Raw genomic sequence first — 26,507 nt, forward strand, 5'->3', positions numbered from 1 at the left:
TTGTGTGGGCTCAGTCGGCGATGTCCGGCTCGAAGAAGCTCCAGCGCACGTCCTTGAATTCGGCCTTGAAGTCGGCCTCGACGATGTTGATCGCCTCGATCATGGCCCTGGCGGTGGGTGCGGGGGCCATCTTGGCCTTGGTCGCGACCATCACGTCGGTGCCCATCTGCAGGGTCAGCAGGTTGTAGACGGACTCGATTTCCGGGCGAGCGGTGAGGAAGGCGATCATCTCGGCCCGGCGTTTGGGCTCCACCCCCTGGCCAATGAGTAGCGCCTTCACCTCGCGCGCCACGGCGACGGCGACGATGATGAGCAGGGCGCCGATGGCGATCGTGCCGATCGCGTCGTAGATCAGGTTACCCGTGAGAATCGTCGCAACGACGGCCAGCATGGCCAGGCACAGGCCGATCAGGGCCGCCAGGTCTTCGCCGAAGATCACCAGCAGCTCACTGGCGCGGGTTTCCCGGAACCACTGCCAGAGACCCCGTCCTTCGCGCGCCTTGTTCACTTCCTGCATGCAGCCGTGCATGGAAATGCCTTCGGTGACGATGGAGAAGGCGAGCACGCCGACGGCGAGCCAGGGCCACTTGAGCGGCTCGGGATTCGTCAGCTTATGCACGCCCTCGTACAGCGAGAACATGCCGCCGACGCTGAACAGCAGGATGGCGACGAGGAAGGACCAGAAGTACAGCGCGCGACCCCAGCCCAACGGGTAGTCCGGGGAGGGCGGCCGTTTGGCCTGTTTCATGCCAAGAAGAAGCAGCCCCTGGTTACCGCAGTCGGCCGCTGAATGAACGGCTTCCGCCAGCATGGCGCCGGACCCGGTGAACAGGGCGGCGACGAGCTTGGCGATGAAGATGGCGAAATTGGCTCCGAGCGCGAGAAAGATGGCGCGCTTCGAATCGGCGTGTCCCGACATGTGGTTCCCTGTCCCGGTGATCGATCGAAAGATCTTACCGTATGACGCCCACACCCAGGCCAAAGCTCACGTTCGGATGGCCGCCGGACATTTCCTTGGCCGTCCAAACGTGGGACTGGTTCACGGTCACCAGCGGGAAGGTATACGAGGCCTGGCCGACGTTGCTGGCGCGCGTGCCGTTGATCCGACCGGCTACCGTGACGAGACCACCGGCGGGATAGTCGAGGCTCTCGACATACCCGGGCATCGCGGCGATGAACCGGCCGTTGCCGGTGTCATTGGACTGCGGACGCTGCGAACCGTCGAGCGGGTAGGCGAGGATTTCGATTTCGCTGTGATCGGCGAAGTTACTCACCTTCACGATGCGACCGCCCCAGATGACATCCGACGTACCGTAACGCTCCGGCTCGCGGGCGACCTGCGAGGGCGGTACGGCGACGTTGTTCGCCGTGGCTTTATAGATCGGCGCGGGAGCGCAGCCGGCGAGGGCCAGCATGAGCAGGGCGGCAGGGACAGCTAGACGGACGACGGTCGGGCGCATGGGTCAGCTCCTGGCAGGTAGCTGAACTTTAGCGCCGACGGACTGAACGGGGTGAGTGCGGAGCGTGGGGAGGTTCTTCATCCTTCCCTTCCTCGACCAGCCAGGTCAGGCGGTATTCGGATTCGCCCGGCTTACCCAGCAGCTTTGGCAACATGCGCAACGAGTCGCGGATCGTTTCATCCAGCTTCCACGGTGCATTCACGATGGCGATGCCGGTGCCGTTGAGGGTGAGTGGCGAGTTGTCCGGACGCAGCAGCAGCTCGGCGACGAGCACGCGCCTGGCGCCGCACTTGGTCAGCCAGCGATGGAAGGGCTGCACGTGGCTGCGCAGCTTGATCGGGTACCACACGGCATACATGCCGGTCGGCCACTTCTCCAGGGCTGCTTTGAGCGTCTTCTCGATAATGCGGAACTCGGCTTCCTGCGCTTCGAACGGCGGATCGATGAGCACGAGGCCGCGCTTCTCCTTCGGCGGGACGAAGGCTTTCAGGGCCTCGTAGCCGTCGCGCTCATGCACGTGGATGCGCTTGTCGTGATGGAAAAGCTGGCGCAGCGCGCCCGATTCGTCATTGCGCGTGTCGACCATTTGCGCGCTGTCGTTCTCGCGCATGAGGTGCGCGGCGAACCACGGCGAGCCCGGGTAATAGCGCAGCGAATCGTCGCCCGGATTGCAGGCACGCACGATTTCCAGCCATTTCCACAGCAGCGGCGGCAGGCCGCTGGCGGTCTTGAGGATGTTGAAGCCTTCGTCGGCTTCGCCGGTCTTACGGGCTTCGTTGCCGCGCAAGTCGTAACGACCGCTGCCGGCATGGGTATCGATGTAGCAGAAGGGCGAGGCCTTCTGCTTGAGCGAGTCGAGCAAGGCCACGAGCACCATGTGCTTGAGGACATCGGCAAAGTTGCCGGCATGGTACGCGTGGCGGTAATTCATCCCGCCAGTATAGCGGGCCGGGGCCCGGCCGGCCCTCGTAGGAGCCGATTTATCGGCGATGGGTGCTGGAGGAATCCTGGCCCGCTGCCGCGGGATCGCCGATAAATCGGCTCCTACCTCAGTGGGCGCGGGTGACCTCAGTAAGCGAGGGTGATTCGCTTCTTCGCGGCATCGCCTTTTTCGATCCGGTCCAGCACGCCGATGGCGAAATCCGCCGTCGAAATCCGGCTGTGTCCCTCGGCATTCACCAGCAACTGCTCGCCACCGACGCGGAAGCTGCCCTTGCGCTCGCCTGGGGCGATCTCGGCGGCGGGGCTGATGTAGGTCCAGTCGATCGGGGCCTTGCTGGCGCGGAACACCGCGAGCGCCTCGATCTGCGCCTTGGCGGAGGCTTTCCAGGCGTCCGGGAAACCCGGGTCGTCGATGACGCGGACACCGGGCGCGGTTTCCAGGCTGCCGGCGCCACCGACCCAGGCGAAGCGGTGGACGCCGGCCTGCGACAGGGTTTCCAGCAGCAGTGTGGCCTGGCGCGGCACATTGGCCGGATCGGCGTGGTCGTTCAGGCTGGCGATGGCGGCATCGTTGCCGGGCAGCGTGCCGGCATAGGACGCGGGCTGGGCGACATCGCCCTGGACCACGGTCAGGCCGGCGTGCGTCGTAGCGAGCTTCGACGGGTCGCGGACCACGGCGGTGACCTGGTGGCCGCGGTTGAGGGCTTCGTCGAGGATGACGTTGCCGAGGTTACCGGTGGCGCCGAACAGGACGATTTTCATGGGCAGGAAACCTGTCTAGGGGAAGGATGAGGCCAAGCATGCGCCTCGGATCGTTCCGGAAATACGTCCACTGGCGCGATTCATCGTAAAGTCTGCCTTTACTATCGAGTTGCCAGCATGGCCGCCGACATCAATCTCAACCGCCTCGCCGTCTTCGTCGCCCTGGTCCGCGCGGGCTCGTTCACCGCCGCCGCCCAGCAGCTGGGCACCACCAAGGCCATGGTGAGCCAGCACCTCGCCAAGCTGGAGGGCGAACTGGGCGTCACCCTCCTTGTCCGCAGTACGCGGAAGATGTCGCTCACGGATGCTGGCGAGCGCTTCCACGAGGATTGCGCGCGCGTGCTGGCCGACGCCGAAGCCGCCATCGCCCGACTCGGCGAGTGCCGGGATACGCCGATGGGCGTGCTGCGCGTTGCCGCGGCGGGCGATCACGGCCCCGCCATCGTCGCGCCGGCGCTGGCGGCTTTCGCCGAGCGCTATCCGCAGGTGAGCGTGGAGCTCGTGGTCGGCGACGCCATCGTCGATCTCATCGCGGAGCGCTTCGACCTGTCGATCCGGCTGGGCTGGTTGCGGGATTCCAGCCTGCGTGCGGCGAAGCTGGCGAGCTTTCGCCAATGCCTGGTGGCGTCGCCGGGCTATCTCGCTAAACACGGTACGCCGGCGACACCCGCCGATCTGGCTGGACACCAATGGATCGCCCTGACCATTCTCGCCTCGCCCACACGCTGGACCTTCACCGATGCCGACGGCATCGAGCACCTGGTCCAGATGCGCAGCGCGGCCAGCGCCAATACGACGCTTGCCGCGCACGGTTTCGTCGTCGCCGGCATGGGCATCTCCGTGCTCCCCGACTATGTCGTGGCCGACGATCTCGCGGCAGGTCGTCTGCTGCCGCTGCTGGCGGATTTTCGTTTACCCGAAGGAGGTGTCCACGCGGTCTATCCGGGACGCCAGCCCTCGGTCAAGGTGCGGGCCTTCATCGATCTCCTGCGCGAACGCCTGCAGGACGTCTCGACCTCGCGGTAAAGCCTGCCGAAAATCGCGAACTCCCGACACGCCTGTGCAAGCCCGCGGGGCGCGACCGTGAAACCCTCGGGCCACGAACCTGCGAGGTGACCACCATGCGTCCTGATGCGAGCGGTACCGGCCAGCGAGTCGCGCCATGAAGGCTGCATGGATCGCTGACGCGGCCGGCGGCGACCTGTCCATCCGCGTCGGCGAGACGTCGGACACGAGTTTGCCGGCCGTGTCGCCCATGCCGGTGCGGCGACCAGTGGCTTTTCGGTCGGCGACCGCGTCGTCGGTCTCATCGACTTCTGGCGTAACGGCGCGGCGGGGAGCAGGCGAGCGTCCAGCCTGGCGAAATCACCGGCCTGCCCGATGCCGTATCCGCCGTCGAGGCTGCGACCCTGCCGATAGGCGCGCTCACGGCATGGCAGGCGCTGTTCGATTTCGCGGCGTTGAAAGCAGGCGAGACGGTCCTGATTCATGGCGGCGCCGGTGCGGTCGGCACCTTCGCCATCCAGATTGCCAAAGGCGTCGGCGCGCGTGTGATCGCCACGGCCCGCGGTGGCGACTCGAAGCGGACTCGCGGGCGAAGCGCGGCAAGACAGTGCTGACCGTCTAGCCGCGCTCGCCAGTCGGTCAGCTCAGCTGGTCGCCACGACGCAGGTTGATGTGCAGGGCGGTGGCGACCACCAGCATCGACTCATCGTCGCTGGATGACGTAATCCAGCCGGCGGCGACTTCGTCGTCCGCCTCGCGCGACCACAAGGTGTAGCCGTAAGGCTTGAGCTGGTTGTAGGCGCGGTTGAAGATTTCCGCCGCGTCGATGTCCTCGTGGAACTCGTCGTCGTCCGGATCGCCGTCCCAATCCATGCTGACGTCCTGGAAACGCGAGATCAGCTCCTGGAGCGCCTCGACCAGCGCGCGCGTGTCGTCCTCGTCGACTTCGAAACTCGAGCGCCAGTCGGTGACCTGGCCGACGAGGCGAATCGGATCGTCGTCACCCTGGTCTTCCACCTCGTTGCGGTAGTCACTGAACTGCTTCTTGGCGGCTTCCTCGTCGCCAGGATTGATCATCAGCAGGAGCTGCCAGACGTACTTTTCGACAGTGTCCTCGCTGTCGTCATCGTCGTAGTCGCGCTCTTCGTAGGAATCGTCGTCGTAGGAATTCATGGGGATGGGCCTGTGGGTCTGCGAGGAATGATCGCACTAATGACGTTGACAAACTTGCGACGCGGTGCAACAAATAGCCCTCCAAGCCCTTCTCCAGGCGATCCACTCACCAGTGAACGCATTCAACCACAGCACAGAGACCTCCCCGATGACGTTCGCGGCCATGCCGCGTTGTTCGGTGGACGGCGCGTGTTGTTGTTGTCGACTGGCTTGAGTTGCCCTGCGTCCGGCGCCTGACGCCCTGACGTAGACACCGCGGCGACGCCGCGGTCCCTCTCCCTCCCTCGTTCTTCCGGTCATGCCCGATCGGCGTCGCGTGCCTGCGTCGCCGGGCCGCCGTCGTCTTTCCACACCCGGCGCCCGGAGGCGTCGGCGTTCCATATCGTCCCCAGGGGAATCCACGTCCATGTTCGTTCTCGTCCCGCGTCGCCGTACACCCTTGTTCATCGCCGTTTCGCTGGTCCTGGCCGCCTCGGCAGCACCCGTCATGGCGCAGGAAGCCAACCCGGCCGCCAAGCCCGAATCCGCCAAGGCCAGCCAGCTCGATACCGTCATCGTCACTGGCACCCGCAGCACGGAACGCACGGTTTCCAGCTCGTTGCAGCCGATCGACGTGATCACGCCGCAGCAGTTGCAGCAGAGCGGTGCCACCCAGCTGACCGCGGCCCTGGCGCGACTGGTGCCTTCGTTGAGTTTTCCGCAGCCGACGACGATCAGCGGCGCGGAGGTGGCGCGCCCGGTAACGCTGCGCGGCCTCAGCCCGGACCAGGTGCTGGTGCTGATCGACGGCAAACGCCAGCACAGCGGTGCCTTCCTCAACCTGGGTGGCGCGATCGGTCGCGGCTCCAACCCGGTGGACCTCAACGCCATTCCAATCTCGGCGATCGAGCGCATCGAGGTGCTGCGTGACGGGCAATCGGCGCGCTACGGTTCGGATGCGATTGGCGGCGTGGTCAACGTGATCCTGAAGAAAGGCGGCGAGGGCGGTCAGGTCACGGCGAAGTTCGGTGGTTACGATGCCGGTGATGGCCTGCAACGGCAGCTCAGCGCGGATACGGGTTTCAAGCTAGGCGACAAGGGCTCGATCCACGTCGCGATCGATACGCAGAACAACGATGACACCAATCGCGCCGGACCCGACCAGACGCCTGCCGCCAGGGGCACGACATACAACCAGAAGGTCTATCGGCTCGGCGATCCCGGCGTGCAGTCGAACAAGGTCTCCCTGGTCGGCCAGTACGAATTCAGCAAGGCGGCCGAGGTCTATTTCGAAGCACTTTATCGGCGCGATCGCGATGAGACGGCGAGTCTCTACCGGCACCGGGGCGATTCCACCAATGTGATCGCTATCTACCCGCAGGGCTATCTGCCGGTCAGCATTCCCATCGTCGACGACACGACGCTGACCGCCGGCCTGCGTGGCGAACTCGGCGACGGCTGGCACTACGACGTATCGGCCAGCCACGGCTCCAACGAATACGACCAGCGCAGTCATTCGATCAACGCCGACTGGTACAAGACCTTCGGTTACACGCCGTTCTTCATCCAGGGCGCCGACTACAAGACCAACCAGCAGGTCGGCAACGTCGACATCAGCAAGGAATTCTCGCCGTCGTGGCTGGCCAATCCGGTAAGCGTGTCGTTCGGTGTGGAATATCTCCGCCAGGCCTACAAGGTGACCCCGGGCGATGCCGTCTCGCAGTACGGTCCGAACGGCGGCATCACCGGCGACCTACAAGGCAACTGGCAGCGTCACGATGTGTCCGAATACATCGATCTCGAAACCAACCTCACCGATCGTTTCGCGGTGTCGCTGGCAGGGCGGCACGAGCAGTACAGCGACTTCGGCGGTACGACCTCGGGCTCGCTGTCCGGTCGCTTCGACTTCACGCCGCGCGTGGCCTTGCGCGGGAGCATCGGTACCGGCTTCCGTGCGCCGACGCTGGTGCAACAGCACTACGCCGATATCTCCCAGCAGCTGCAGGACCTCGGTCAGGGGCAGGTGCTGGTGCAGTCGGGAACCTTCCCCGTCGATGCGAAGGCGGCAAGCCTGCTCGGCGCCGAGAAACTCAAGCCGGAGAAGTCGCAAAGCGCCACGCTGGGCCTGGTGCTCGAGCCACTCACCGGCTGGAACGTGAGCGTCGATGCGTACTGGATCAAGATCACCAACCGCATCAACCTGTCGTCGAACATCCCGGTCAATACACCGGCGGTCAACGCGTACCTCGTCGCCAATGGCGTCGACGCGAACTATCAGTCGATCCGTTACTTCACCAATGCCGTCGACACACGCACGCGCGGCCTGGACTTCGTCAGCCAGTACGCCTTCGATTTCTCCAACGGCGATCGCCTGAACACGACGGTCGGCTGGTCGTACAACGAGAATGAAGTGACGAAGGTGAAGCCGAACCCCGAGATCCTCGACGATCTCGGCGTCGCCGTGCAGCGCTTGGAGCGTCGTGAGCGGCTCGGCCTGCTCGGCGATACCAATCCGCGGACCAAGCTCGATGTCGGCTTCGATTACTTGCATGGACGTTGGGGTGGTCATGCCAACGTGCAGCGTTACGGCAACTACACCGTGTACAGCAACAGCGGCGCCGCGCTCGACCAGAACTTCGCCCATCGCTGGACGCTGGACCTGTCGGCCGACTACACCCTGGACAACTGGACGTTCAGCGCGGGCGCGGATAACGCGTTCAACGCGCGGCCGGAGCAGGTCAAATACGCCAACTCGACCAACGGCAACTTCAAGTACAGCCTGTTTTCGCCGCTCAGCTGGAACGGACGCTACTACTATGCCAGCGTGACCTATCGGTGGAAGTGATGACGATGAGAATGCTGCTACCCGCGTTGCTGCTTACCGTCGTCGCCGCCGTCCCGGCGCAGACCGCTGTGCCGCCGGTCGGCTTTGCCGCGACGGACGTGCCCGCGCAGCGCGAGCTGGAACAACGGGCGGACGCCTCGATCGCCACCGCTGACCTGGACGGCTGGCTCAAGCAGCTCACCTCGGCACCCAACCAGGTCGGCTCACCGCACGATAAGGAGAACGCCGAATTCATCGCCGCCAGCCTGCGCAGTTGGGGCTGGCAGGTCGCGATCGAGCAGACACGCGTGCTCGTCGCCTACCCGACGGTGCAGAAGCTGGCACTGACGGGGCCGGAGGGCTACGCCGCCGACTTTACCGAGCCGCCGGTGGCGGGCGACAGCGACACGGCGCAGCGGGACGGCGTGTTGCCCGGCATGGAAGCGTATGGAGCGGACGGCGCAGTGGATGCGCCGTTGATCTACGTCAACGAAGGCCTGGCAAAGGACTATGACGAGCTCGCGCAGGCTGGCGAGTCCGTGCAGGGCAAGGTCGTACTGGTGAAATCCACCGGCGCCGGTCGCTGGGTGAAGCCTCGCCTCGCGCAGCAGCATGGTGCCGTCGGTGTCGTGATCTATTCGGACCCGGAGGCGGATGGCTTCGCCAAGGGCGACGTCTACCCTGGGGGCGCGTGGCGTACGCCGCATACCTTGCAGCGGGGAACGCTCGGCATCGATAGCGTGCTCGATGCCAAAAGTGCGAAGGCGTTCCAGGCAAACCGGCATACCGACGATCTGCATCTGCCCGTCGTGACGATCGGGTACGGCGATGCCGAGCATTTCCTGCGAGCCCTCGGTGGCCGCGCGGTGCCTGATCGGTGGCAGGGCGGATTGCCCCTGACGTATCACATCGGCGGCGATGTGCCGGTGCATCTCGAGGTGCGCTCGCCCTGGGAGTGGCGCACGCTCTACAACGTGGTGGGCACCCTGCGCGGCAGCGAATACCCCGATGAATGGGTGATCCGCGGCGTGCATCACGACGCCTGGGTGTTTGGCGCGTGGGATCCGCTGGCGGGTACCACCGCCTTGCTCGCCGAGGCCCGCGCGATCGGCGAGGAGGCGAGGGCGGGCCATCGACCGCGCCGGACGCTCGTCTTCGCCAGTTGGGACGGCGAGGAACTCGGCATCCTCGGTTCGAAAGCATGGACTGATCGCCATGCGGCCGAGCTGGCGCACAAGGCGGTGTTCTATCTCAACAACGACACCACGGGACGTGGCTTCCTGGCGGCCGCTGGCGATCCGTCGCTGGCGAGTCTGGTCGATGGCGTCGCCGGCGAACTGCGCGATCCCGAGACGGGTGCCACGGTGCAGGCACGTCGCGTTGCCAAGCGCGCCGTGGATGCCGCGGCGAAGGGCAAGGATATCGAGGGTCCTCTCGTCCCGCAGCGGCTGGGCACGGGCTCAGACTATCTGGCATTCGCTAACCGCCTCGGTGTGCCGTCGTTGCATGTGCGCTACGGCTACGATCGTGACGGCGACGACGAGAACGTGCCGGTGTACCACTCGCTCTATGACACCTACACGCACTACCAGCGCTTCGGTGATCCGGGCCTGGCGTATGTGAACCTGCTTGCGCGGACGAATGCGCGGTTGGTGCTGCGGGTGGCCAATGCGGATGTCCTTCCCTGGCGCTATACCGCGTTTGCGCTCTCGCTCGGCAAGGACATCGATCGGCTGTCGACAGGCACCGCGACCGATCATCGCGATGCGCTACGCCACAACGCCCTGCTCGAGCACGATGCGTATCGACTGGCTGCCGTGGCCTATCGTCACGAGCAGCCGTCGGCGCGACGCGACGATGCCTGGGAGGACATCGACCTCGGTCCGCTTCACGACGCGCAGCGCGAGCTGCTGACGGCCGCCCAGGCATACGATCAGGCGGCGTCGTCCGCGGGCAAGCTAACGACAAAGCAGGCCGCCGCAGTGAACCGGTCGTTGCGCGGTATTGGCCCGGCCTTTCTGCAAGCCTCGGGCCTGCCGCAACGCCCCTGGTACCGGCATCTGCTGCAGGCACCCGGCCGCAGGGAAGGCGAAGACACCGCGCCCCTGCCGGGCATCGGCGACGCGATCGACGCGCACGCCTGGGGACAGGCGCGGGACGAAGTGCGTCTTACCGCCGAGGCGACGCGCCGGGCGTCGGCTCTGCTGAAACAGGCCACTGCCACCCTCGCTACACATGGGTCCTGACGCACGAACTTACGATCACATTCGCTCGGCTATAGTCGCGCCACCTCAATCGGTGGAGTGGTGGCATGAGCGAAGCATCCCAGGAACCGGCGGCCGCCCGCCGCCGGAAGAAAGGCTGGGGACCGATTCGCTATGCGCGCTCCCGGCCACGGCTTCTGATCGCTGCCGTGATCGCCGTGGTCGCCGCGGCGGGGCTGGAGTTCACCGGCCTGCAACGCAGCGTGGCCCTTCTGCTCGGCTTCGACATCGGTGCGCTGGCGTACCTGTCGATGATCCTGCGTATCTTCCTCAAGGCCAACCAGGCGACCATGCGGCGGCAGGCGAAGATGCAGGATTCAGGCCGCTGGACCACCTTGCTCAGCGGCGTCGCGCTCTCGGCCATCGTGCTGATCGCGGTGACCACCGAGCTCAATTCCGGCGCGAAGGGCGGGGCGTTTGCCATCGCCGTGGCGGCGACGACAATCATCCTGTCGTGGATGTTCATGAACACCTTGTTCGCCCTGCACTATGCGCACGGCTACTACGGGGACATCGGCGAGAAGCACAAAGGCCTGGATTTCCCGGGTGACGAAGATCCGGACTATTGGGACTTCGCGTACTTCTCGTTCACGATTGGCATGACCTTCCAGGTCTCCGATGTGCAGATCACCACGCGCTACCTTCGCCGCATCGGCCTGATGCACAGTGCGATCGCGTTCTTCTTCAACGTGTTCATCATCGCCATCAGCGTGAACATCGCCGCGGGCAAGGCCTGAGCGTCAGGCCGTGTGCGGTCGATGCACGCGAACGCACAGAAGCACGCTGGTGACCAATGCGACGACGGCGAGGATTTCGACCGGGGTCGGTAGTCGCCGTTCCCAGAGAAAGCCGTAGAGCAGGGCGAACAGGGTCTCGAACAGGATCATCTGTCCGACCAGGGTGAGCGGCAGCAGGCGACTCATCCGGTTCCACAGGCCGTTGCCCAGGATCGAGGCGAACACGGCGATGCCGGTGCTGATGGCGGCGAAGCGCAGCCACGCCGCGCCGTCGTGCGTGCTCGCATCGACCAGCATGGCCGCGGGGACGAGGAGCGACGCCAGCGCCCCGGTAACGACGCCGGTCAGCAGGTTCCAGTCATGCGCCGAGACATGGTCCAGGCGGGTAAGCCAGCGCGCGTTGATCACGGCGTAGCTTGTCCAGGAGGCAAGGGCGCCGATAGCGCATATCAATCCGGCCAGGCGATGGGGCTGGTTCTGTACCGCCGTTCCACCCGTGGCCTGCCAGGCGATGCAGCCGATCGCAAGGGCGCTCAGCCACAGCGAGGGAGCGAGCCGGCGCAGGGGGACGGCAGCGGCCACACGGGTCCCGATCAGGGTGACCGCGACGGGCAGGAAACCGATCACCAGCGAGGTCATGGCGACGCCTCCCCACTGCACCGCGCTGGCAAGCAACACGTAGTAGACGATGTTGCCCAGCAGGCTCAGGCCGACCAGTGCCCGCCAGTGGCTCGTCTCCAGCCAGGCCCGCAGCGGTCGCCAGCGGGGCACGAGAAGACCGGCCGAGATCAGGCCATAGACCAGATAACGGCCGGCAGCCAACTGCAGGGCGGTGAAATCCCGGGCCAGTTCGGGCGCCAGGAAGACCAGGCCCCACAGGGCGCCGGCAGCCACGCCGAAGGCGATTCCCAAGCCCAGGCGGGCGCGTTCTTCCAAGGGTCACTCCGACGAAAACGGCAAGGATGCCGAGTTTACTGCCCAAATTTCTTATTGACGCGACGCCGCAAACGCGGTGTGCTCCGTTTAGCCGTCCATTCGGCACGGCCCGTCCTGGGGCCGGGTAACAAGGGGGAACACCTATGTATACGAAATCGATCTGTCGGGCGACGACGTTCGCCCTGGTCATGGCCCTCGCCGCGGGTCCGGCAGCAGCGCGCAGCGTGGACGAGACGCCGCCGGACACCCTGTGCACCGTCATCGGGACCGCCTCCCGGTATATCGGCACCACGGTGACCGTACGGGGCATCGCGTCGTCGGCCGGCAAGGTCACCACGCTTTCCGACGCGGAGTGCAAGGGCAGCGTGAGTCTCACCATCGACGACAGCAGCAGTCGCAAGCGCGACGTTTCGTCGTTCAAGCGGGCCGTCGCATCCAACGGCGCGCACGCGAACGCGACGGTGTCGGGCCGCTTCCGCACGACGGGCGACGCCCAGACGCCGTACGCGATCGACGTGTACAGCGTTCGCGATGTCGTCGGCGTTCCTGACGGTGGTGGCTAGCAGGGCGTTCGCTTCCATCCTGTTGCCGTCGCTTCGAGACGCTCGGTAAGGCCGATGCGCTCGAGGAACACCTCGTCGTGCGACACGACGACCAGGGCTGCCTCGAGTTCGTTGAGCATATTCTCAAGCGCCTGCAGCGTGTCGAGGTCCAGATGGTTGCCTGGTTCATCGAGCAGAAGCAGTCTTGCCGGTGGGTCGGCGTGGATCGCCATGGCCAATCCCATGGCGAGACGCTGACCTCCGCTGAGCTGGCCTGACGGCAGGGCCGCTGCGTGGGCATCGATGCCTATCTGGGCGAGGCGGGTGCGCAGCTCGCTCTCGCCCCGCCCGGTGTTTACGCCGCGCATGAGGTCCAGCGCCGATCGTGTCGGGTCGAGGTCGGTCAGCTGCTGGTCGAGGTACGCCACGGGCGCCCAGGCGTGACGGTGTCCCTCCAGCGGCGCGAGCTTGCCCGCCAGCGTACGCAGCAGCGTGGACTTGCCGGAGCCATTGCCGCCGACGAGCCCGATGCGTTGGCCCGCGGTGATCGACAGATTGACCGTCGCTGTCGCGCCTGGCAGGTGGGCCAGCCGCACGCCGTCCAGGCTTGCGATGCGAAACGAGCTATGCGCCGCGTTATCGATGCGCATCACCGGCGCTTGCCGGTCGTCGACGCGCCGCGCTGCCAGGCGCACGCGCTCGTCCAAGACGGTACGCTGGTGTTCCTGCCGTTCGTGCAGGCGTCCGGTCGTCACCTCGCTGCGGTCCTTCTGCCGTCCCAACAGGATCGGCGCCTGGTTGGCATCGCGCGCGCCGCGGTTGCCGCGTAATTCTCGGCGTTCGGCGCGCTCTCGCTGGTCGCGCAGGGCACGTTCCTCGCGTCGGCGCTCCGCCTTGCGCTGAGTGAGTTCGCGTTCCGCGTCGGCGCGCTCCTGTTCGCTCTGTGTCGCATACAGATCGTAATTGCCACCGTAAGCACGCAGCCCAAAGGGCGAGAGCTCGACGATCCGTTCCATATGTCGCAACAGCTCACGATCGTGGCTCACCACGATCACGCCCTTCGGCCAGGCCTGTAGTTGGTCGATCAACGAGCGGCGTGCGTTGCGGTCCAGGTGATTGCTCGGCTCATCCAGGATGAGGAAATCGGCGTCGCTGAGCAGGGCGCCGGCAAAGGCGACGCGTGCGGCTTCGCCACCGCTCAGTCGGGCCAACGGGGTGGAGGCGTCGAGATGGTCGAGGCCTTGTTCGTGCAGGGCCTGCTCGAGATCCTGGCGAAGCGTCCAGCGTGAGCCGACGAGGTCGTAGTCGGCGGGGTCTACGCTTCCGGATTCGATACGTACGAGCGCGTCGAGCATGGTCCTAACCCCCGTCACCGTGGCGACCGTCGTTCCCGCATCGCGACGCGGCTCCTGTGCGAGGTAGTACGTCGTGCCGTGCGTTTGCAGTCGCCCCCACGAGGGCGGCCATTGTCCGGCGAGCATCCGGGCGAGCACGCTCTTGCCGACACCGTTACGACCGACGAGGCCGGTGCGACGGAAATCGAAGGAGGCGTCGAGGCCGGAGAAGAGCAGGCGCCCATCGGGCAGTTGGCAGGAAACCCCCTGCAGGGTGAGGTGTGGATTCGTCATGCGGTATTCCAGGAATGCAAAGAACTCCCCCTGCGGACAGGGGCTTGGCGAGTCTTGCCGTCAGTTAAGACGGGGCATCACTGGCGCATTGGACGAGAACCTCACACGTGGAAAGCGATACGGGATTATAGCGGGAACATAGGAAAACTATCGATTGAACGTGGGGGCGTGGCTCGATTGCCTCGTTGCGATGGGCCAGAATCCCCGACTATCGGTGCGCCAAGGGGCGGGGAAGGTATGCGCAGCAAGTTGTTCGTGCCCGGCGGCCGTCCGGAACTGTTCGCCAAGGCGCTGGCTGGGCCAGCCGATGCGTTGTCGTTCGACCTTGAGGACTCCGTGCCCGCGGCGGTGAAGGCCGGGGCGCGTGCCGATGTCGCGGCCTTCGTGGCGTCGGAGGCCGTCCGCCACGTCGCCAAGCTCATTATCGTGCGGGTGAATGCACCTGATACGACATGGTTCGAGGACGATCTCGCCGCCGTGCTGACACCGGGCCTGACCATGCTCAACGTGCCCAAGGTGGAGTCGCCCGAGGCGGTGCTTGCCGTTGTCGCGACGCTGGAGCACATCGAGGCCGAGCGTGGCCTGGACCCGTCGGTCGGCTTGTTGATCAACATCGAGACGCCGAAGGYCCTGGCGCAGGCCTCGGCGATCGCGGCGGCGCACCCCCGTATTGCCGGCCTCCAGCTGGGTCTGGCGGATCTCTTCGAACCGCACGGTATCGATCGCGGCGATGCCGCCGCGGTCCACGCGGCGATGTTCACCGTGAAAATGGCGGCGGCTGCCGCCGGTATCGTCGCGATCGACGCGGCGTTCGCTTCCATCGACGACGCCGAAGGTTACGAGGCCGAAGCGCGTATGGCGCGTCGACTCGGCTTCGCCGGCAAGAGCTGCATCCATCCTCGTCAGGTAGCGCTCGCCAACGCGGTGTTCGCCGCCACTCCCGAGGAGCTTGCGCTGGCGCGCCGCATCGTCGCCGCATCGGTCGGTGCGGACAGGGTGGGGCACGGTGCCTTCGTGGTCGACGGACGCATGATCGACCTGCCATTCCTCAAGCGCGCGCAGGCGCTGCTGGCGTCGGCGGAATGATGCCTCCGTCGACGATGCGCGCCGGTTTGCGCGTCTGCCTCGCCCTGCTACTGCTTTGCCTGCTCGCTTCGGGCGTGGCGAATGCGGAGGCCCTCACGCCGCTGCGCGGAAGCGCGCTGCCGGCCCTGCCCGCGGCGGGAACGATGCATGGCTTCGCCACCGTGGATGGCCGGCTCCTTGCCGTGGTTGACGATCGCGCCTGGGTCCTCGATGAAGGACACGGCAACTGGCAGGCCGTGGCCTGGTCCGCGGGTGCGGCGCCCCGGCCGCTGTCGACGGTGTTCGGCGATGCGTCGCGTGGCTACGTCTTGCTGGTCGACGATGCCTCGGCGGCGACATCCGTCGCACGGCTGTCGCTGGATGCCTCCGGCGTCGCGCTGACGCCCCTGCCGCCACTGCCTGGCCCGGTTGCCGGTGCGCGAGCAACGTCGACCGATACCGCGGTCTACGTCGCCGGTATCGACAACGGCGCGGCGACCCTGCTGCGTATCGACACGACCGCTGCCCAACCCGTGTGGGTGAAGCAAGCCGACCTGCCCCCTGGCGGTGCACCATCGACGCTCGTGGTACAGGGTGCCGGCATTTTCGTCACCGTGGGCAATGCGGTCTGGCGCTGGGTGCCCGAGGGCGGATGGAGCCAGCGTGGTGTCGCGCCGGCAGCGATTCTTCCGGGGATGGCGCGGCCGATGGGCCAGGCCAACGTCGCCTACCTCGTCGGCGACGCCACCTCGGCCCGCGCCATGACCTTTCAGGTCGTGACGCGGGCATGGGCGGTCCTGCCGGGCGTGCAGTTCACCCGGGTGACGGCCGCCGCGCTCTGGAAGGATGGCTTTGTCTGGTCGTCAGACGATGGCACGAAGACCGCGGTCTCGTCCGCGCAGGTGCAGTCGAGCAAATTGCTGCTCCGCTGGCTCGACTGGCTGGTGATCGTCGTCTACCTCGGCGGCATGATCGGCATTGGCCTGTACTTTTACCTGCGTGAAAAGCGCAATTCGACCGCGAACTTCTTCGTCGGCGGCCGCAGCATTCCATTCTGGGCCGCGGGCGTGAGCCTGTATGCCGCGAACACCAGCTCGATCAGCTTCATCGCCATTCCAGCGAAGGCCTTCGAGAGCAACTGGCAGTACATGACGAACAACCTCATCGCGGTGTTCGGCCTGATGTTCGTCGCCGTGTGGATCGTGCCGCTGCTGCGCCGGCTGGACCTGATGTCGGTGTTCTCGTATCTGGAAACCCGTTTCCATCCCGCCATCCGCATGATCGCCAGCGCACTGGCGATCCTCACCCAGCTCGGCAGTCGCATGAGTGTGATCCTGTTCCTGCCGGCGCTCGCCATCGCCACGATCACCGGCATCAGCACGACGCTCAGTGTGATCCTGATGGGCGGCTTCACCATCATCTACACCGCCATGGGCGGCATGAAGGCCGTAATTTGGACCGATGTCGTGCAGGTGATCGTGAAGATGGGCGGTGCGATCTTCGCCATCGGCTTCATCATCTGGCACCTCCATGGCGGCTTCGGCGAGTTCCTCGGCACGGCCATGGCCGATCGCAAGATGCATCTGCTCGATTTCAGCTTCGACCTGACCAAGGCGACGGTGTGGGGTTTCCTGTTCCTCGTGCTGTTCGACGTCGTACTGACGTTTCCGAAGGACCAGGTGCTGATGCAGCGCACGCTGTCCACGCCCTCGGCCAAGGAAGCGGGCCGCTCGATCTGGGCTTTCGCGGCGATCATGATCCCGGGTGGCCTGGTCTTCTACATGATCGGCACGGCGCTCTTCGTCTTCTACAAGGCGCATCCGGAACGAATGAACCCGATGCTGCCGATCGATGCCACGTTCCCKCTGTTCATCGCGGCGGAACTGCCGATGGGCGTGACCGGGCTGATCGTGGCGGGCATTTTCGCCGCGGCGATGGCGACGCTCTCCGGGATCATGAACAGTGTCGCCACCCTGGTCTCGGTCGACTTCTACGATCGCCTGGTCAAGGACCGCACGCCCAAGCAGAGCGTCATCTTCGCCGAGATCAGCACGGTCGTCATCGGGCTGATCGGTATCGGACTGGCGCTGCTGCTGTCGCGATTCGACGTGCACTCGCTGTTCGACGTGTCGATCGAGCTGGCGGGATTGCTCGGCGGCGGTTTCGCCGGCGCCTATACGCTGGGCATGTTCACCCGCCGTGCCAACTCGCCGGGCGTGGCGATCGGTATCGCATCGAGCACGGCGCTGACCTTCGTCGCCTGGGTGTTCAAGCTGGTCCACCCTTATTTCTACCTGGCGATATCGATCTGCCTCTGCATCGTGATCGGTTACATCGCCAGCCTGTTTTTCCCGGCACCCACGCGTTCGCTAAGCGGACTGACGATTCATYGCGATCGTGACGGTGAATGACCTACCATGGCGCTCACCTGCCGACCGCCAGTGAGATGACGTGGAAACCCAGTTCCTCAATACCTTCATCACCGTCGCCGATCACGGGTCGATGGCAGCGGCCGCGCGACTGCTCAATATCACCCCCGCTGCTGTGGCGCAGCAAATTCGCACACTGGAGCGCGAGATCGGCGCGACGCTGATCGCGCGTGTCGGTCGCACGGTCAGTGTCACCGAAGAAGGCTCGCGCATCCTGCAGCGTTCGCGCGATGTCCTGCGCAACGTGGCCGACCTGCGCAGCGTCGCCAACGAGAGTGGCGTGTCGGGCGAGCTACGGCTCGGCGCGTGTCCGACAGCGCTCGCCGGTATGCTGCCGGACGTTCTCGCACGCATGGTCGAGACCTTCCCGCGGATCAATGTCTTCATCAAACCAGGCTATTCGGTCGATCTCTACAACGATGTGGAGAAGGGCGACCTCGATGCCGCCGTCGTGCTCCAGGCCCCGTTTCCCTTACCGAAGACCTGCGAGTGGCAGCTGCTGCGCGAGGAGCCCTTGATCGTGTTGGCGCCGCGTGCGCTGGCGGGGCGCGATCCGCACGAACTGCTCGCCACCGAGCCGCTCATCCGCTACGACCGCAACCAGTGGGGTGGCCGTCAGGCCGACGATTACCTGCGTGCCCATGGCATCGTCCCGCGCGAGCGCTTCGAGCTCAATGCACTCAACGCGATCGCGGTGATGGTCGACCGCGGCCTTGGCGTGTCGCTGGTTCCTGATTGGGCAAAGCCCTGGCCGGAAGGCCTCGATCTGGTTCGCATGCCGTTGCCGAATCCGTCGGAACCGCGCCGCATCGGCATCGTCTGGTCGCGCTCCAGCGTGCGCGTGCGGTTGGTCACCGTGTTGCTCCAGGAGAGTCGCAAGGCGATGGCGGCGATGGCCTCGCCGTGACGGCGAATGTGTCATGCATGTTGCGTCGCCGCATAGTTTTGCTTGGTTCGTAAGCAACAAAAACTAGTCTCTGAACATACCCGCCCTCGGTTTCTTGCCTTGCCGTAAGCGCATAGGCTCACCACCACCGAGATGAAGGTCAGTGGCGCGCCGGGGAGGGCGCAGCCAACGCAGCAGACAGTTTCTTGCCCGGGCGCGCCGTCACAGGGGGCACGCMGCACCCGCCCGCTTGGGCGATCGATCCAACGGCAACACGGACCCGACATGATCAAACCACTTTCCGCCGCGATCGGCAGCATCCTGCTGGTCTCCTTCTTCGCCACCAGCGCCCACGCGCAGGACTCGACTTCGCCCACCGACGCGCCGAGCACGCCGAAGGCCGCAAAAAAGAAGGACGACAAGAACAACGACCAGCCGGTGAACCTCGACCAGGTGGTCGTGACCGGCGTGCGTACGCCGAAGGCGATCGACGAGATCCCCGGCGCCATCACGGTGGTCAACAAGGAAGAGATCGCCCACACGCTGCTGGTGACCGAAGACGCGACGGCCGTGCTGGCGCGCTCGGTGCCGGGCTATGCGGAATCGTCCCAGGCCATGAGCAACACCGGCGAAACGCTGCGCGGACGGATTCCGCTGCGCCTGTTCGACGGTGTGCCCCAGGGCTCGCCGCTGCGCGAAGGCACCCGCAATGGCACCTTCACCGACATGGGTATCGTCGGCCGGATCGAAGTCATCAACGGCCCATCGGCCTCGGAAGGCATCGGCGCGGCGGGCGGCATCATCAATTACCTGTCGAAGACGCCGACAAAGGAAGGCAACGAGACGACCATCACCACGCGCTACCAGACCCAGGGCAAGTCGGACAGCGGCAGCTGGAAGACCGGCGTGACGTTTGCGCGCAAGGAGGCCAGCTACGATGTACTGCTGGCCGGTTCCTACATCGATCGTGGCATGACCTACGACGGCAACGGTCGCCGCATCGGCCTCAATACCTCGGGCTCGCTGGCTGACTCGACCTCGAGCAACCTGTTCGCCAAGCTCGGCTACAACTTCGGTGAGGGTGACGACCAGCGCCTCCAGGCGACCTTCAGCAAGTTCAAGATCACCGGCAAGGGCGATTACATCCAGGTGCTCGGCTGCCGTGGTCCGACGGACGACCCGCCGTGCGCCACGCCGCGCACGAACACCTCCGAGCGGGGGCACATCGACGGCTCGCGGGACGCGTTCAACGACTTCAAGCAGTACAGCGCCGAGTACACCAACAAGAACCTGTTCGGTGGTGCGCTCGACATCAACGTCTACAAGGCCGACCAGGCCATGCGCTACCTGCCGGAGAACACCGAGGACAAGCAGGATCCGCTCATCGCACCGCTGAATACCCTGTTCGACCAGTCCGAGATCACCGCCAAGAAGCGCGGCATTCGTACCTCCTGGACCCGCCCCGACTTCCTCGTCACCGGCCTGGAACTGCACACCGGCGTCGACGTGGCCCGCGACGAGGCGCAGCAGCGCCTGGCGCTGACCGACCGTCTCTGGGTACCACCGATGATCTACAACAGCGTCGCGCCGTACGCGCAGCTGTCGTACGACATCGGTCAATTCACCATCAGCGGCGGGTATCGCCGCGAAAGCGATCGCCTCACCGTGGACAGCTACACCACCACGTATTACCGCAATCGCGTGTTCGTCCAGGGTGGCAAGCTGTCGTACAAGGAGAATTTGCGCAACATCGGCGGCATCTGGCGTTTCAACGACGAGTGGTCCGCGTTCGCTTCCTACAGCGAAGGCTTCACGCTGCCCAACATCGGTATCCCGCTGCGCAATATCAGCATACCGGGGCAGTCCGTGAGCAGGATCAGCGACCTCAACGCGATCATCTACAAGAATAACGAATTCGGCTTCAACTGGCGGGGTGACCGTGGTGCCTTCGGCGCCACGCATTACATCTCGAAGTCGCCGTTCGGTTCGTCGCTGGCGATCGATCCGAACACCAGCGACTTCATTCTCTCGCGTGCGCCGGTGCGAATCGAGGGTACCGAGTTGACCGGTGAGTGGCGCTTCAACCCCGACTGGAAGGCCACGGCGATTTACTCGCATATCACCGGCAAGACGGCGTTCTGGTCGCAGGATCCGGCGGGCAACTACGGCGCGGGCGCGCTCAAGAAGCCCCTCGGTGTTCTCGATATCAACCCGGACAAGCTGGCCTACGCGGTGACCTGGAACTACTCCCCCCACGGTGACGCCACCCTCGGGGCTACCTCCTTGTTCGGTCGGCATGTGTCGGGCAATGACACGCGAGCTTACGACGGCGCGACCTTCAGCTACAGCGAGCGCACGCACGGCTACACCTTGTTCGACCTCGGTGTGAACTACGACCTGGAACGTTACGGCAAGCTTTCGCTTGGCGTGGAGAACCTGCTCGACAAGCAGTACATCCTCAGCTGGTCGCAGCTGGCGGGCTACCAGAACTACTGGTCGGGCCGTGGCCGCGTCACCTCGCTGACGTACACGATCACGCTGTGACGGACCGATCGACCTGGCAGAGCCGCGCCGCGCGCGCGGCTTTGTCGTGCCTGGGTTTCCTGTGGTGCGCCTCGACCGCCGTCGCGGCGGAGGCGTGGCGTGCCGACACACTCGATCCGTTGCATGCGTTCATGCGTGATGCCACCGGCAGTGACGGCTATCTCGGTGGCGTGACCCTGGTCATGCACGACGGACGCATCGTCGACGTCGGGACCTACGGCTACGAAGACCTGGCACGCATCCGGCCGATGCGCCGCGACGCGATCTTCCGCATCTACTCGATGACCAAGACCGTCACCTCCGTGGCGGTCATGATGCTCGTGGAGGAGGGCAAGGTATCGCTCGATACGCTGCTGGCCGATCTGTTGCCGGGTTTCGATCATCCGCAGGTCATGGCCGGCGGTACGGCAGCCACACCGCTGCTGCGGCCGGCGTCGCGCCAGCTCACTCTGCACGACCTGCTGACCCACACCTCGGGCTACCCGGCCGGTCTCGCTGGTGAGGGCGAGGCGGTCAAGCTCATGGAGCGTATCGACCCTCATGCCGCAGGCGACCTGGCGGATTTCGCGCAGCGGATGAGTCGGGTGCCGCTCGCCGCCGACCCCGGCACGCGCTTCGGTTATGACGGCGCCTCACTCGAACTGGTGGCGCGGGTGGTCGAAGTCGTCTCGAAGCGCCCGTTCGCAACATTCCTGCAGGAACGGATCTTCGGGCCGCTCGGCATGCAGGACACGGGCTTCCGTGTTCCTGCCGGCCATCGCGATCGCGTCGTCGACATCACGCGCATGGCGGACAACGGTCATCTGGTCATCGCCGACGGTCCGAGCGCCGCCCATCCCGGCGAACCGCTGAATCGCTACATGAGCGGGGCAGGGGGGCTGTATTCCACCGCGGACGACTACGGGCGGTTCGCGCAGATGCTGCTCGATGGCGGCCGATACGGCGACCATGTCCTGCTCGGCCGCAAGACCGTCGAGCTGATGATGCGCAATCACCTGGGCATGCTCGACCCTCCGGTGACGCAGTTCAGCGCCGGCGAGGGCTTCGGTATCGGCGGCTACGTCGTGATCGACCCCGCGCGGCGCGGCCAGCTCGGTTCGGTTGGCCAGTACGGCTGGGCCGGCGCCGCCTCCACGACGTATACGATCGACCCGCAGGAGCATCTCGTCGCCATCCTCATGCTCCAGCACCTGCCTCGCGACGATGGCCGCAAGGACCTTCCGCGCCTCGCGCGGCCGTTCTACGACCTCGTCTACCATGCCCTTCCATGACCCCCAGGTTTCCCGCCATGCATGCTTCCCCTGACGAACACGACGAACCGGCTCGGGTGACCCACGAGTACAAGTTCTCCCACGTCACCACCGGCCGTTACCTGCCAACGCCGGGCCGGGCGCCCGGCTGGCCGTTCGCCGAGATCGGTCATTGGAAGATGGATGTCGACGGCACCGCGGATGACTGGGTTCGCGAGCTGCGCGACTGGCGTCGTGAGCACCTCACGCGCATCGGTTACGACGACGCCAACTATCGTCGTCCCGAGCTGCAGTGGGCGCAACGCAACTTCGTCCACGCGCAAATGATGGTCGAGGACCGTTACTTCTACGATCCGGTCGCCGGACGCTACACCGTCGACCGCTACCTGGACGACCTCGAAGCCCGTTTCGGCGGGATCGACAGTGTCCTGATCTGGTTCGTCTACCCCAACATCGGCATCGACGATCGGAACAAGACCGACCTTGCGTACGATCTGCCGGGTGGTCTGGATGGTTTGCGCGTCGCCGTGGACGACTTCCATCGTCGTGGCGTCCGCGTGTTCCTGCCGACCATGCCCTGGGACAACGGTACGCGTCCTGCGGAGGAGAGCGACTGGGACGCCATGGCGAAGCTGGTCGCCGCGGTCGGCGCCGATGGCATCAACGGCGATACCTATAACGGCGTACCGCGGGCGTTTTTCGATGCCTGCGACGCGGCGGGCCGGCCGGTCGTGTTGCAGCCGGAATCGACGATCAGCGCCGAAGAGCAGCTGATCTGGAACGTGCAGAGCTGGGGCAAGAAGGCACCGAACGAGGTCATCCCACCGGTCGCCAAGTTCAAGTGGCTCGAACCGCGCCACATGATCAATTACGAGAACCGCTGGGGGCGCGATCGTAACCACGATCTCCAGTACATCTTCTTCAACGGCATCGGCTACAACGCCTGGGAGAACGTGTGGGGCATCTGGAATGGCCTGACGCCGCGCGATGCGGAGTCGCTCCGCCGCATCGCCGCCATCGAACGGCAGTTCGCGCCGGCATTGGTGAGCATGGACTGGCGCCCGTACGAGCGCACACTGCAGGCCGGCGTGTTCGCCAGCCGCTTTCCCACCGAAGGGTTCACGCTGTGGACCCTGGTGAACCGTCAGGAATACGTGATCGCCGGCGAGCAGCTTGCGGTGCCACATGTCGAAGGCACCCGTTACATCGATGTCTGGAACGGTGTCGAACTCACGCCGCGGCTGCATGACGGAAAGGCGGTGCTGCCCTTCCTGCTGGAAGGACGTGGTTTCGGTGCGGTGGTGGCACTTGCCGCCGGTGCCTCGGTCGAAGGCCTGGACGGCTTCCTGAAGACGATGCGGGACGCTGCCGTCACCCCGCTGGCGTCCTTGTCCTCGACATGGCGGAGCCTGCCGCAGACCATGCGTCCCGTCACGGCGACCGTGCGCGTGGCCACGGCGCCACAAGGCATGCTGACGATTCCTGCCGGGCCGTTCGACTTCATCGTCGGCGGTGTCGAGATCGAAGGACAGACCTGGGACGGTAACGACGTGCAGTACCCGTGGGAAGACAGCGCGCGTCGCGGCCATCGCCGGCACATGCAGATGGAGTCCTTCCACATCGACCGTACGCCGGTCACCAACGCACATTACGCCGCCTTCCTCGACGAGTCTGGCTGGCGCCCGCTGGACGCGCATAATTTCCTCCGCCATTGGGTGGACGGTAAGCCGCCGGTCGGGTGGGAGAACAAGCCGGTCACCTGGGTGGGCATCGAGGATGCACGCGCCTATGCCGCGTGGGCGGGCAAACGCCTGCCGCACGAGTGGGAATGGCAGTACGCCGCACAGGGTGGCGACGGGCGTCGCTACCCGTGGGGTAACGACTGGCGGGAGGATCTCGTGCCGACCGTGAATCGCGGGCGGCAACTGCGTGCCCCGGCCGACGTGGAGGCGTTCCCGCAGGCAGCCAGTCCTTTCGGCCTGCTCGACCTGGTCGGCAACGTCTGGCAGTGGACCGACGAATTCCTCGACGAACACACGCGCGCCGCCGTGCTGCGTGGCGGCAGCAGCTACCAGCCACAGACCTCGCATTGGTATTTCCCCCAGGCGTATCGTCTGGATCAGCACGGAAAGTACCTGCTGATGTCACCCGGCAAAGACCGCTCCGGCTGTGTCGGCTTCCGTTGCGTGGTCGATGCTCCATGAGGGTCGACACTCACTTCGACGGCCTGCTCGGCGACGCACTGGCGGCGAACCTCCAGGGGCGGCTGTCACATTTCATCGTGGACGAACACAGTCCGGCGATCGCCTTGTTCGCACCCGAACGCCGTGCACTGAACGACGAAGGCGATTGGTACGGCGAGCATGCCGGCAAATGGCTGGTCGCCGCCTCGCGGGCCGCGGCACGGTGCGGTGACGAGGCGCTTCGCGCACGTGTACTGCGCGTTGCCGATTACCTGGTTTCGATCCAGGAAGACGACGGCTATCTCGGCACGTACGCGCCCAGTCGCCGCTTCATGGTCGCGCAGCCACCGAAGCCGGTGAGCTGGAACGGCGAGCCGAGCGTGCGCACCTGGGATATCTGGACCCATGCTTACCTGATGCTCGGGTTGCTGGAGGTCCACCGTCATTTCGGTGGTTCGCGCTATCTCGACGCGGTACGCCACATCGGCGATCTCTGCCTGCACACCCTGTCGTCGGGCGGCATCGATATCACCGACCTGGGCAATCACTTCGGCATGTCGGCGACGGTGCTGCTGGATCCCGCCGTGGACCTGCATCTGGCGACCGGCGATCCGCGATATCTGGAGCTGGCCCGGCTTGTCCTTCGGCAGGCGGATGCCCATCCGCCACTGGCGTTGCTGAGCCAATGCCTTGCAGGGACGGACGTCGCCTTCATCGCGACCGGCAAGGCGTATCAGCTGGCCTGGAATCTCGTCGGGATGGCCAAGCTTCATCGCGTCACGGGAGAGCCGGCACTCCTGCGCGCGGTGGAGAACGCCTGGCGCAGCATCCGCGATCACCACCTGACACTGGGTGGCGGGCCATGGGGCGGCGTCGCCCATCGTTCCCGCGAAGTGTTCAATGCACCCGGCGCCTTCATTCCCGAAGCCTACGTGGAAACCTGTTCCACGCTCGCCTGGATCCAGCTCAATCGCGAGTTGTTGCAGATCACCGGCGAGGCGCGTTACGCCGAGGAGATCGAACGCTCCGCCTACAACGACCTGCTCGCTGCCCAGGCGCCCGATGGCGAGGACTGGTGCTACTACGTGTTCCCCAACGGTCGGCGCGTGCACACGACGTACTGGCGTTGCTGCAAGTCGAGCGGCGCCATGGCGGTCGAGGAGCTGCCGGATATCGCGACGATCGCACGGGATCCGCGAACGCTGGATATCAACATCTACGGTCCGAGTCAGTCGTCGGCCTTGCTCGAGGGAGCGGGTCGCGTGCGGCTGACCCAGTCCACCGCGTGGCCCTATCCCGATGACATCCGCATCACGACGTCCCTGGAGGAGCCGGCACACTTCGCGTTGCGCTTGCGGGTGCCCAGCTGGGCCGAGGGTGCGGCGTTATCGGTCAACGGCGAAGACGCAGGCGTGCCGGTGACCCCCGGGCACTATGCCGTCATCAACCGTGAGTGGCATGAAGGTGACATGGTCGTTGCTCACTTTCCCGCACAACCCATCCTGCATCGGGCCAGTCATCGCAACGTCCAGGAATCGCGGGCGCCGGACGGCAGTGCGGTGCACCAGGAGGTATTGCATGTCGACTATGTCGGTGTCACCTGCGGTCCGCTGGTCTATGCCACGGATCTCATCGACGGCTTCAAGACCAGCGAGACCGTAAAACTACCGGAGGGGGCACAGGCACTCTGGCTTACGCTGCTCCCACGGGAGCACGACGAAGCGCCTGTCATACGACTGGACCCTGGCTATCGCACGCCCCTGCGTTTCACGCCGTATTTTTCGGCGGGAGGGCGGCGTGACGGTGCATGGCGACTGACCTGGTTATCGCTGGCTCCGGAACGATCCTTGTAGATTCAAACAAGTTTTTCTGCTGCCTGAACATATCCCGCCGGGGTG

At 65.4% G+C, this 26,507-nt stretch carries 19 protein-coding genes and 1 pseudogene; 13 read left to right on the forward strand and 7 right to left on the reverse strand.

Annotation, left to right across the window (positions count from 1 at the left end):
- Window positions 1–10: 10 nt before the first annotated feature.
- The 4 genes from AC1DYM_RS12510 to AC1DYM_RS12525 form a co-directional block, all read right to left on the reverse strand.
- Window positions 11–919 (reverse strand): cation diffusion facilitator family transporter, encoded by a 909-nt coding sequence (locus AC1DYM_RS12510; RefSeq protein WP_477338732.1) that lies wholly within the window; start codon window positions 917–919, stop codon window positions 11–13.
- A gap of 34 nt (window positions 920–953) precedes the next feature.
- Window positions 954–1,460 carry a Slp family lipoprotein gene (locus tag AC1DYM_RS12515; protein WP_477338734.1) on the reverse strand — a complete coding sequence of 169 codons (507 nt, stop codon included), beginning with the start codon at window positions 1,458–1,460 and terminating at the stop codon, window positions 954–956.
- Between the two features lie 28 nt (window positions 1,461–1,488).
- Window positions 1,489–2,391 carry a 23S rRNA (adenine(2030)-N(6))-methyltransferase RlmJ gene (locus AC1DYM_RS12520; RefSeq protein WP_477338736.1) on the reverse strand — a complete coding sequence of 301 codons (903 nt, stop codon included), beginning with the start codon at window positions 2,389–2,391 and terminating at the stop codon, window positions 1,489–1,491.
- Between the two features lie 137 nt (window positions 2,392–2,528).
- Window positions 2,529–3,164: an NAD(P)-dependent oxidoreductase gene (locus AC1DYM_RS12525; RefSeq protein ID WP_477338738.1), complete on the reverse strand. Its 636-nt coding sequence runs from the start codon at window positions 3,162–3,164 to the stop codon at window positions 2,529–2,531.
- 117 nt (window positions 3,165–3,281) lie between these two features.
- Between AC1DYM_RS12525 and AC1DYM_RS12530 the strand changes: the two genes are divergently transcribed.
- Together AC1DYM_RS12530 and AC1DYM_RS12535 are read left to right on the forward strand one after the other, a co-directional pair.
- Window positions 3,282–4,190 carry a LysR family transcriptional regulator gene (locus AC1DYM_RS12530; RefSeq protein ID WP_477338740.1) on the forward strand — a complete coding sequence of 303 codons (909 nt, stop codon included), beginning with the start codon at window positions 3,282–3,284 and terminating at the stop codon, window positions 4,188–4,190.
- A gap of 207 nt (window positions 4,191–4,397) precedes the next feature.
- Window positions 4,398–4,583 (forward strand): annotated as a pseudogene (locus AC1DYM_RS12535) (hypothetical protein); the annotation flags it as partial.
- 225 nt (window positions 4,584–4,808) lie between these two features.
- On the opposite strand, the gene AC1DYM_RS12540 reads toward AC1DYM_RS12535, so the two are convergent.
- Window positions 4,809–5,342, reverse strand: coding sequence for a DUF6630 family protein (locus AC1DYM_RS12540; RefSeq protein WP_477338742.1), 534 nt, complete (start codon window positions 5,340–5,342; stop codon window positions 4,809–4,811).
- Between the two features lie 406 nt (window positions 5,343–5,748).
- Here AC1DYM_RS12540 and AC1DYM_RS12545 point away from each other — a divergent pair, with 406 nt between their 5' ends.
- The 3 genes from AC1DYM_RS12545 (at window position 5,749) to AC1DYM_RS12555 (ending at window position 11,146) form a co-directional block, all read left to right on the forward strand.
- Window positions 5,749–8,166: a TonB-dependent receptor plug domain-containing protein gene (locus tag AC1DYM_RS12545; protein WP_477338744.1), complete on the forward strand. Its 2,418-nt coding sequence runs from the start codon at window positions 5,749–5,751 to the stop codon at window positions 8,164–8,166.
- A 5-nt stretch (window positions 8,167–8,171) separates the two neighbouring features.
- Window positions 8,172–10,391: a transferrin receptor-like dimerization domain-containing protein gene (locus AC1DYM_RS12550; RefSeq protein ID WP_477338746.1), complete on the forward strand. Its 2,220-nt coding sequence runs from the start codon at window positions 8,172–8,174 to the stop codon at window positions 10,389–10,391.
- A 65-nt stretch (window positions 10,392–10,456) separates the two neighbouring features.
- A complete protein-coding gene (locus tag AC1DYM_RS12555; protein ID WP_477338748.1) occupies window positions 10,457–11,146 on the forward strand; it encodes a DUF1345 domain-containing protein in 690 nt (229 codons plus the stop codon).
- 3 nt (window positions 11,147–11,149) lie between these two features.
- On the opposite strand, the gene AC1DYM_RS12560 is transcribed toward AC1DYM_RS12555, so the two are convergent.
- A complete protein-coding gene (locus AC1DYM_RS12560; protein WP_477338750.1) occupies window positions 11,150–12,082 on the reverse strand; it encodes a DMT family transporter in 933 nt (310 codons plus the stop codon).
- Between the two features lie 143 nt (window positions 12,083–12,225).
- Here AC1DYM_RS12560 and AC1DYM_RS12565 point away from each other — a divergent pair, with 143 nt between their 5' ends.
- Window positions 12,226–12,645 carry a hypothetical protein gene (locus AC1DYM_RS12565; RefSeq protein ID WP_477338752.1) on the forward strand — a complete coding sequence of 140 codons (420 nt, stop codon included), beginning with the start codon at window positions 12,226–12,228 and terminating at the stop codon, window positions 12,643–12,645.
- Here the strand turns inward: AC1DYM_RS12565 and AC1DYM_RS12570 are convergent.
- The gene (locus AC1DYM_RS12570) at window positions 12,642–14,252 is read right to left on the reverse strand and encodes an ATP-binding cassette domain-containing protein (RefSeq protein WP_477338754.1); all 1,611 of its coding nucleotides are present in this window, start codon (window positions 14,250–14,252) and stop codon (window positions 12,642–12,644) included. The genes AC1DYM_RS12565 and AC1DYM_RS12570 overlap by 4 nt on opposite strands.
- Before the next feature lie 237 nt (window positions 14,253–14,489).
- On the opposite strand from AC1DYM_RS12570, the gene AC1DYM_RS12575 reads away from it, so the two are divergent.
- The 7 genes from AC1DYM_RS12575 (at window position 14,490) to AC1DYM_RS12605 (ending at window position 26,462) form a co-directional block, all read left to right on the forward strand.
- Window positions 14,490–15,338: an HpcH/HpaI aldolase/citrate lyase family protein gene (locus AC1DYM_RS12575; protein WP_477338756.1), complete on the forward strand. Its 849-nt coding sequence runs from the start codon at window positions 14,490–14,492 to the stop codon at window positions 15,336–15,338.
- Window positions 15,335–17,728 carry a sodium:solute symporter family transporter gene (locus AC1DYM_RS12580; RefSeq protein ID WP_477338757.1) on the forward strand — a complete coding sequence of 798 codons (2,394 nt, stop codon included), beginning with the start codon at window positions 15,335–15,337 and terminating at the stop codon, window positions 17,726–17,728. Before AC1DYM_RS12575 ends, AC1DYM_RS12580 begins: the two co-directional genes overlap by 4 nt.
- Window positions 17,729–17,768: 40 nt before the next feature.
- Complete coding sequence (locus AC1DYM_RS12585; protein ID WP_477338758.1) at window positions 17,769–18,653, forward strand: LysR family transcriptional regulator; 885 nt, start codon at window positions 17,769–17,771, stop codon at window positions 18,651–18,653.
- Window positions 18,654–18,917: 264 nt separating this feature from the next.
- Window positions 18,918–21,176 carry a TonB-dependent receptor gene (locus AC1DYM_RS12590; RefSeq protein WP_046967091.1) on the forward strand — a complete coding sequence of 753 codons (2,259 nt, stop codon included), beginning with the start codon at window positions 18,918–18,920 and terminating at the stop codon, window positions 21,174–21,176.
- Window positions 21,173–22,447: a serine hydrolase domain-containing protein gene (locus AC1DYM_RS12595; protein ID WP_477338759.1), complete on the forward strand. Its 1,275-nt coding sequence runs from the start codon at window positions 21,173–21,175 to the stop codon at window positions 22,445–22,447. Before AC1DYM_RS12590 ends, AC1DYM_RS12595 begins: the two co-directional genes overlap by 4 nt.
- A 17-nt stretch (window positions 22,448–22,464) precedes the next feature.
- Window positions 22,465–24,630 (forward strand): formylglycine-generating enzyme family protein, encoded by a 2,166-nt coding sequence (locus tag AC1DYM_RS12600; protein ID WP_477338761.1) that lies wholly within the window; start codon window positions 22,465–22,467, stop codon window positions 24,628–24,630.
- Window positions 24,627–26,462 carry a glycoside hydrolase family 127 protein gene (locus AC1DYM_RS12605; RefSeq protein WP_477338763.1) on the forward strand — a complete coding sequence of 612 codons (1,836 nt, stop codon included), beginning with the start codon at window positions 24,627–24,629 and terminating at the stop codon, window positions 26,460–26,462. The genes AC1DYM_RS12600 and AC1DYM_RS12605 overlap by 4 nt, the downstream gene beginning before the upstream one ends.
- Window positions 26,463–26,507: the final 45 nt, after the last annotated feature.

The organism is Luteibacter sp. P1_D3 (genome assembly GCF_056406135.1).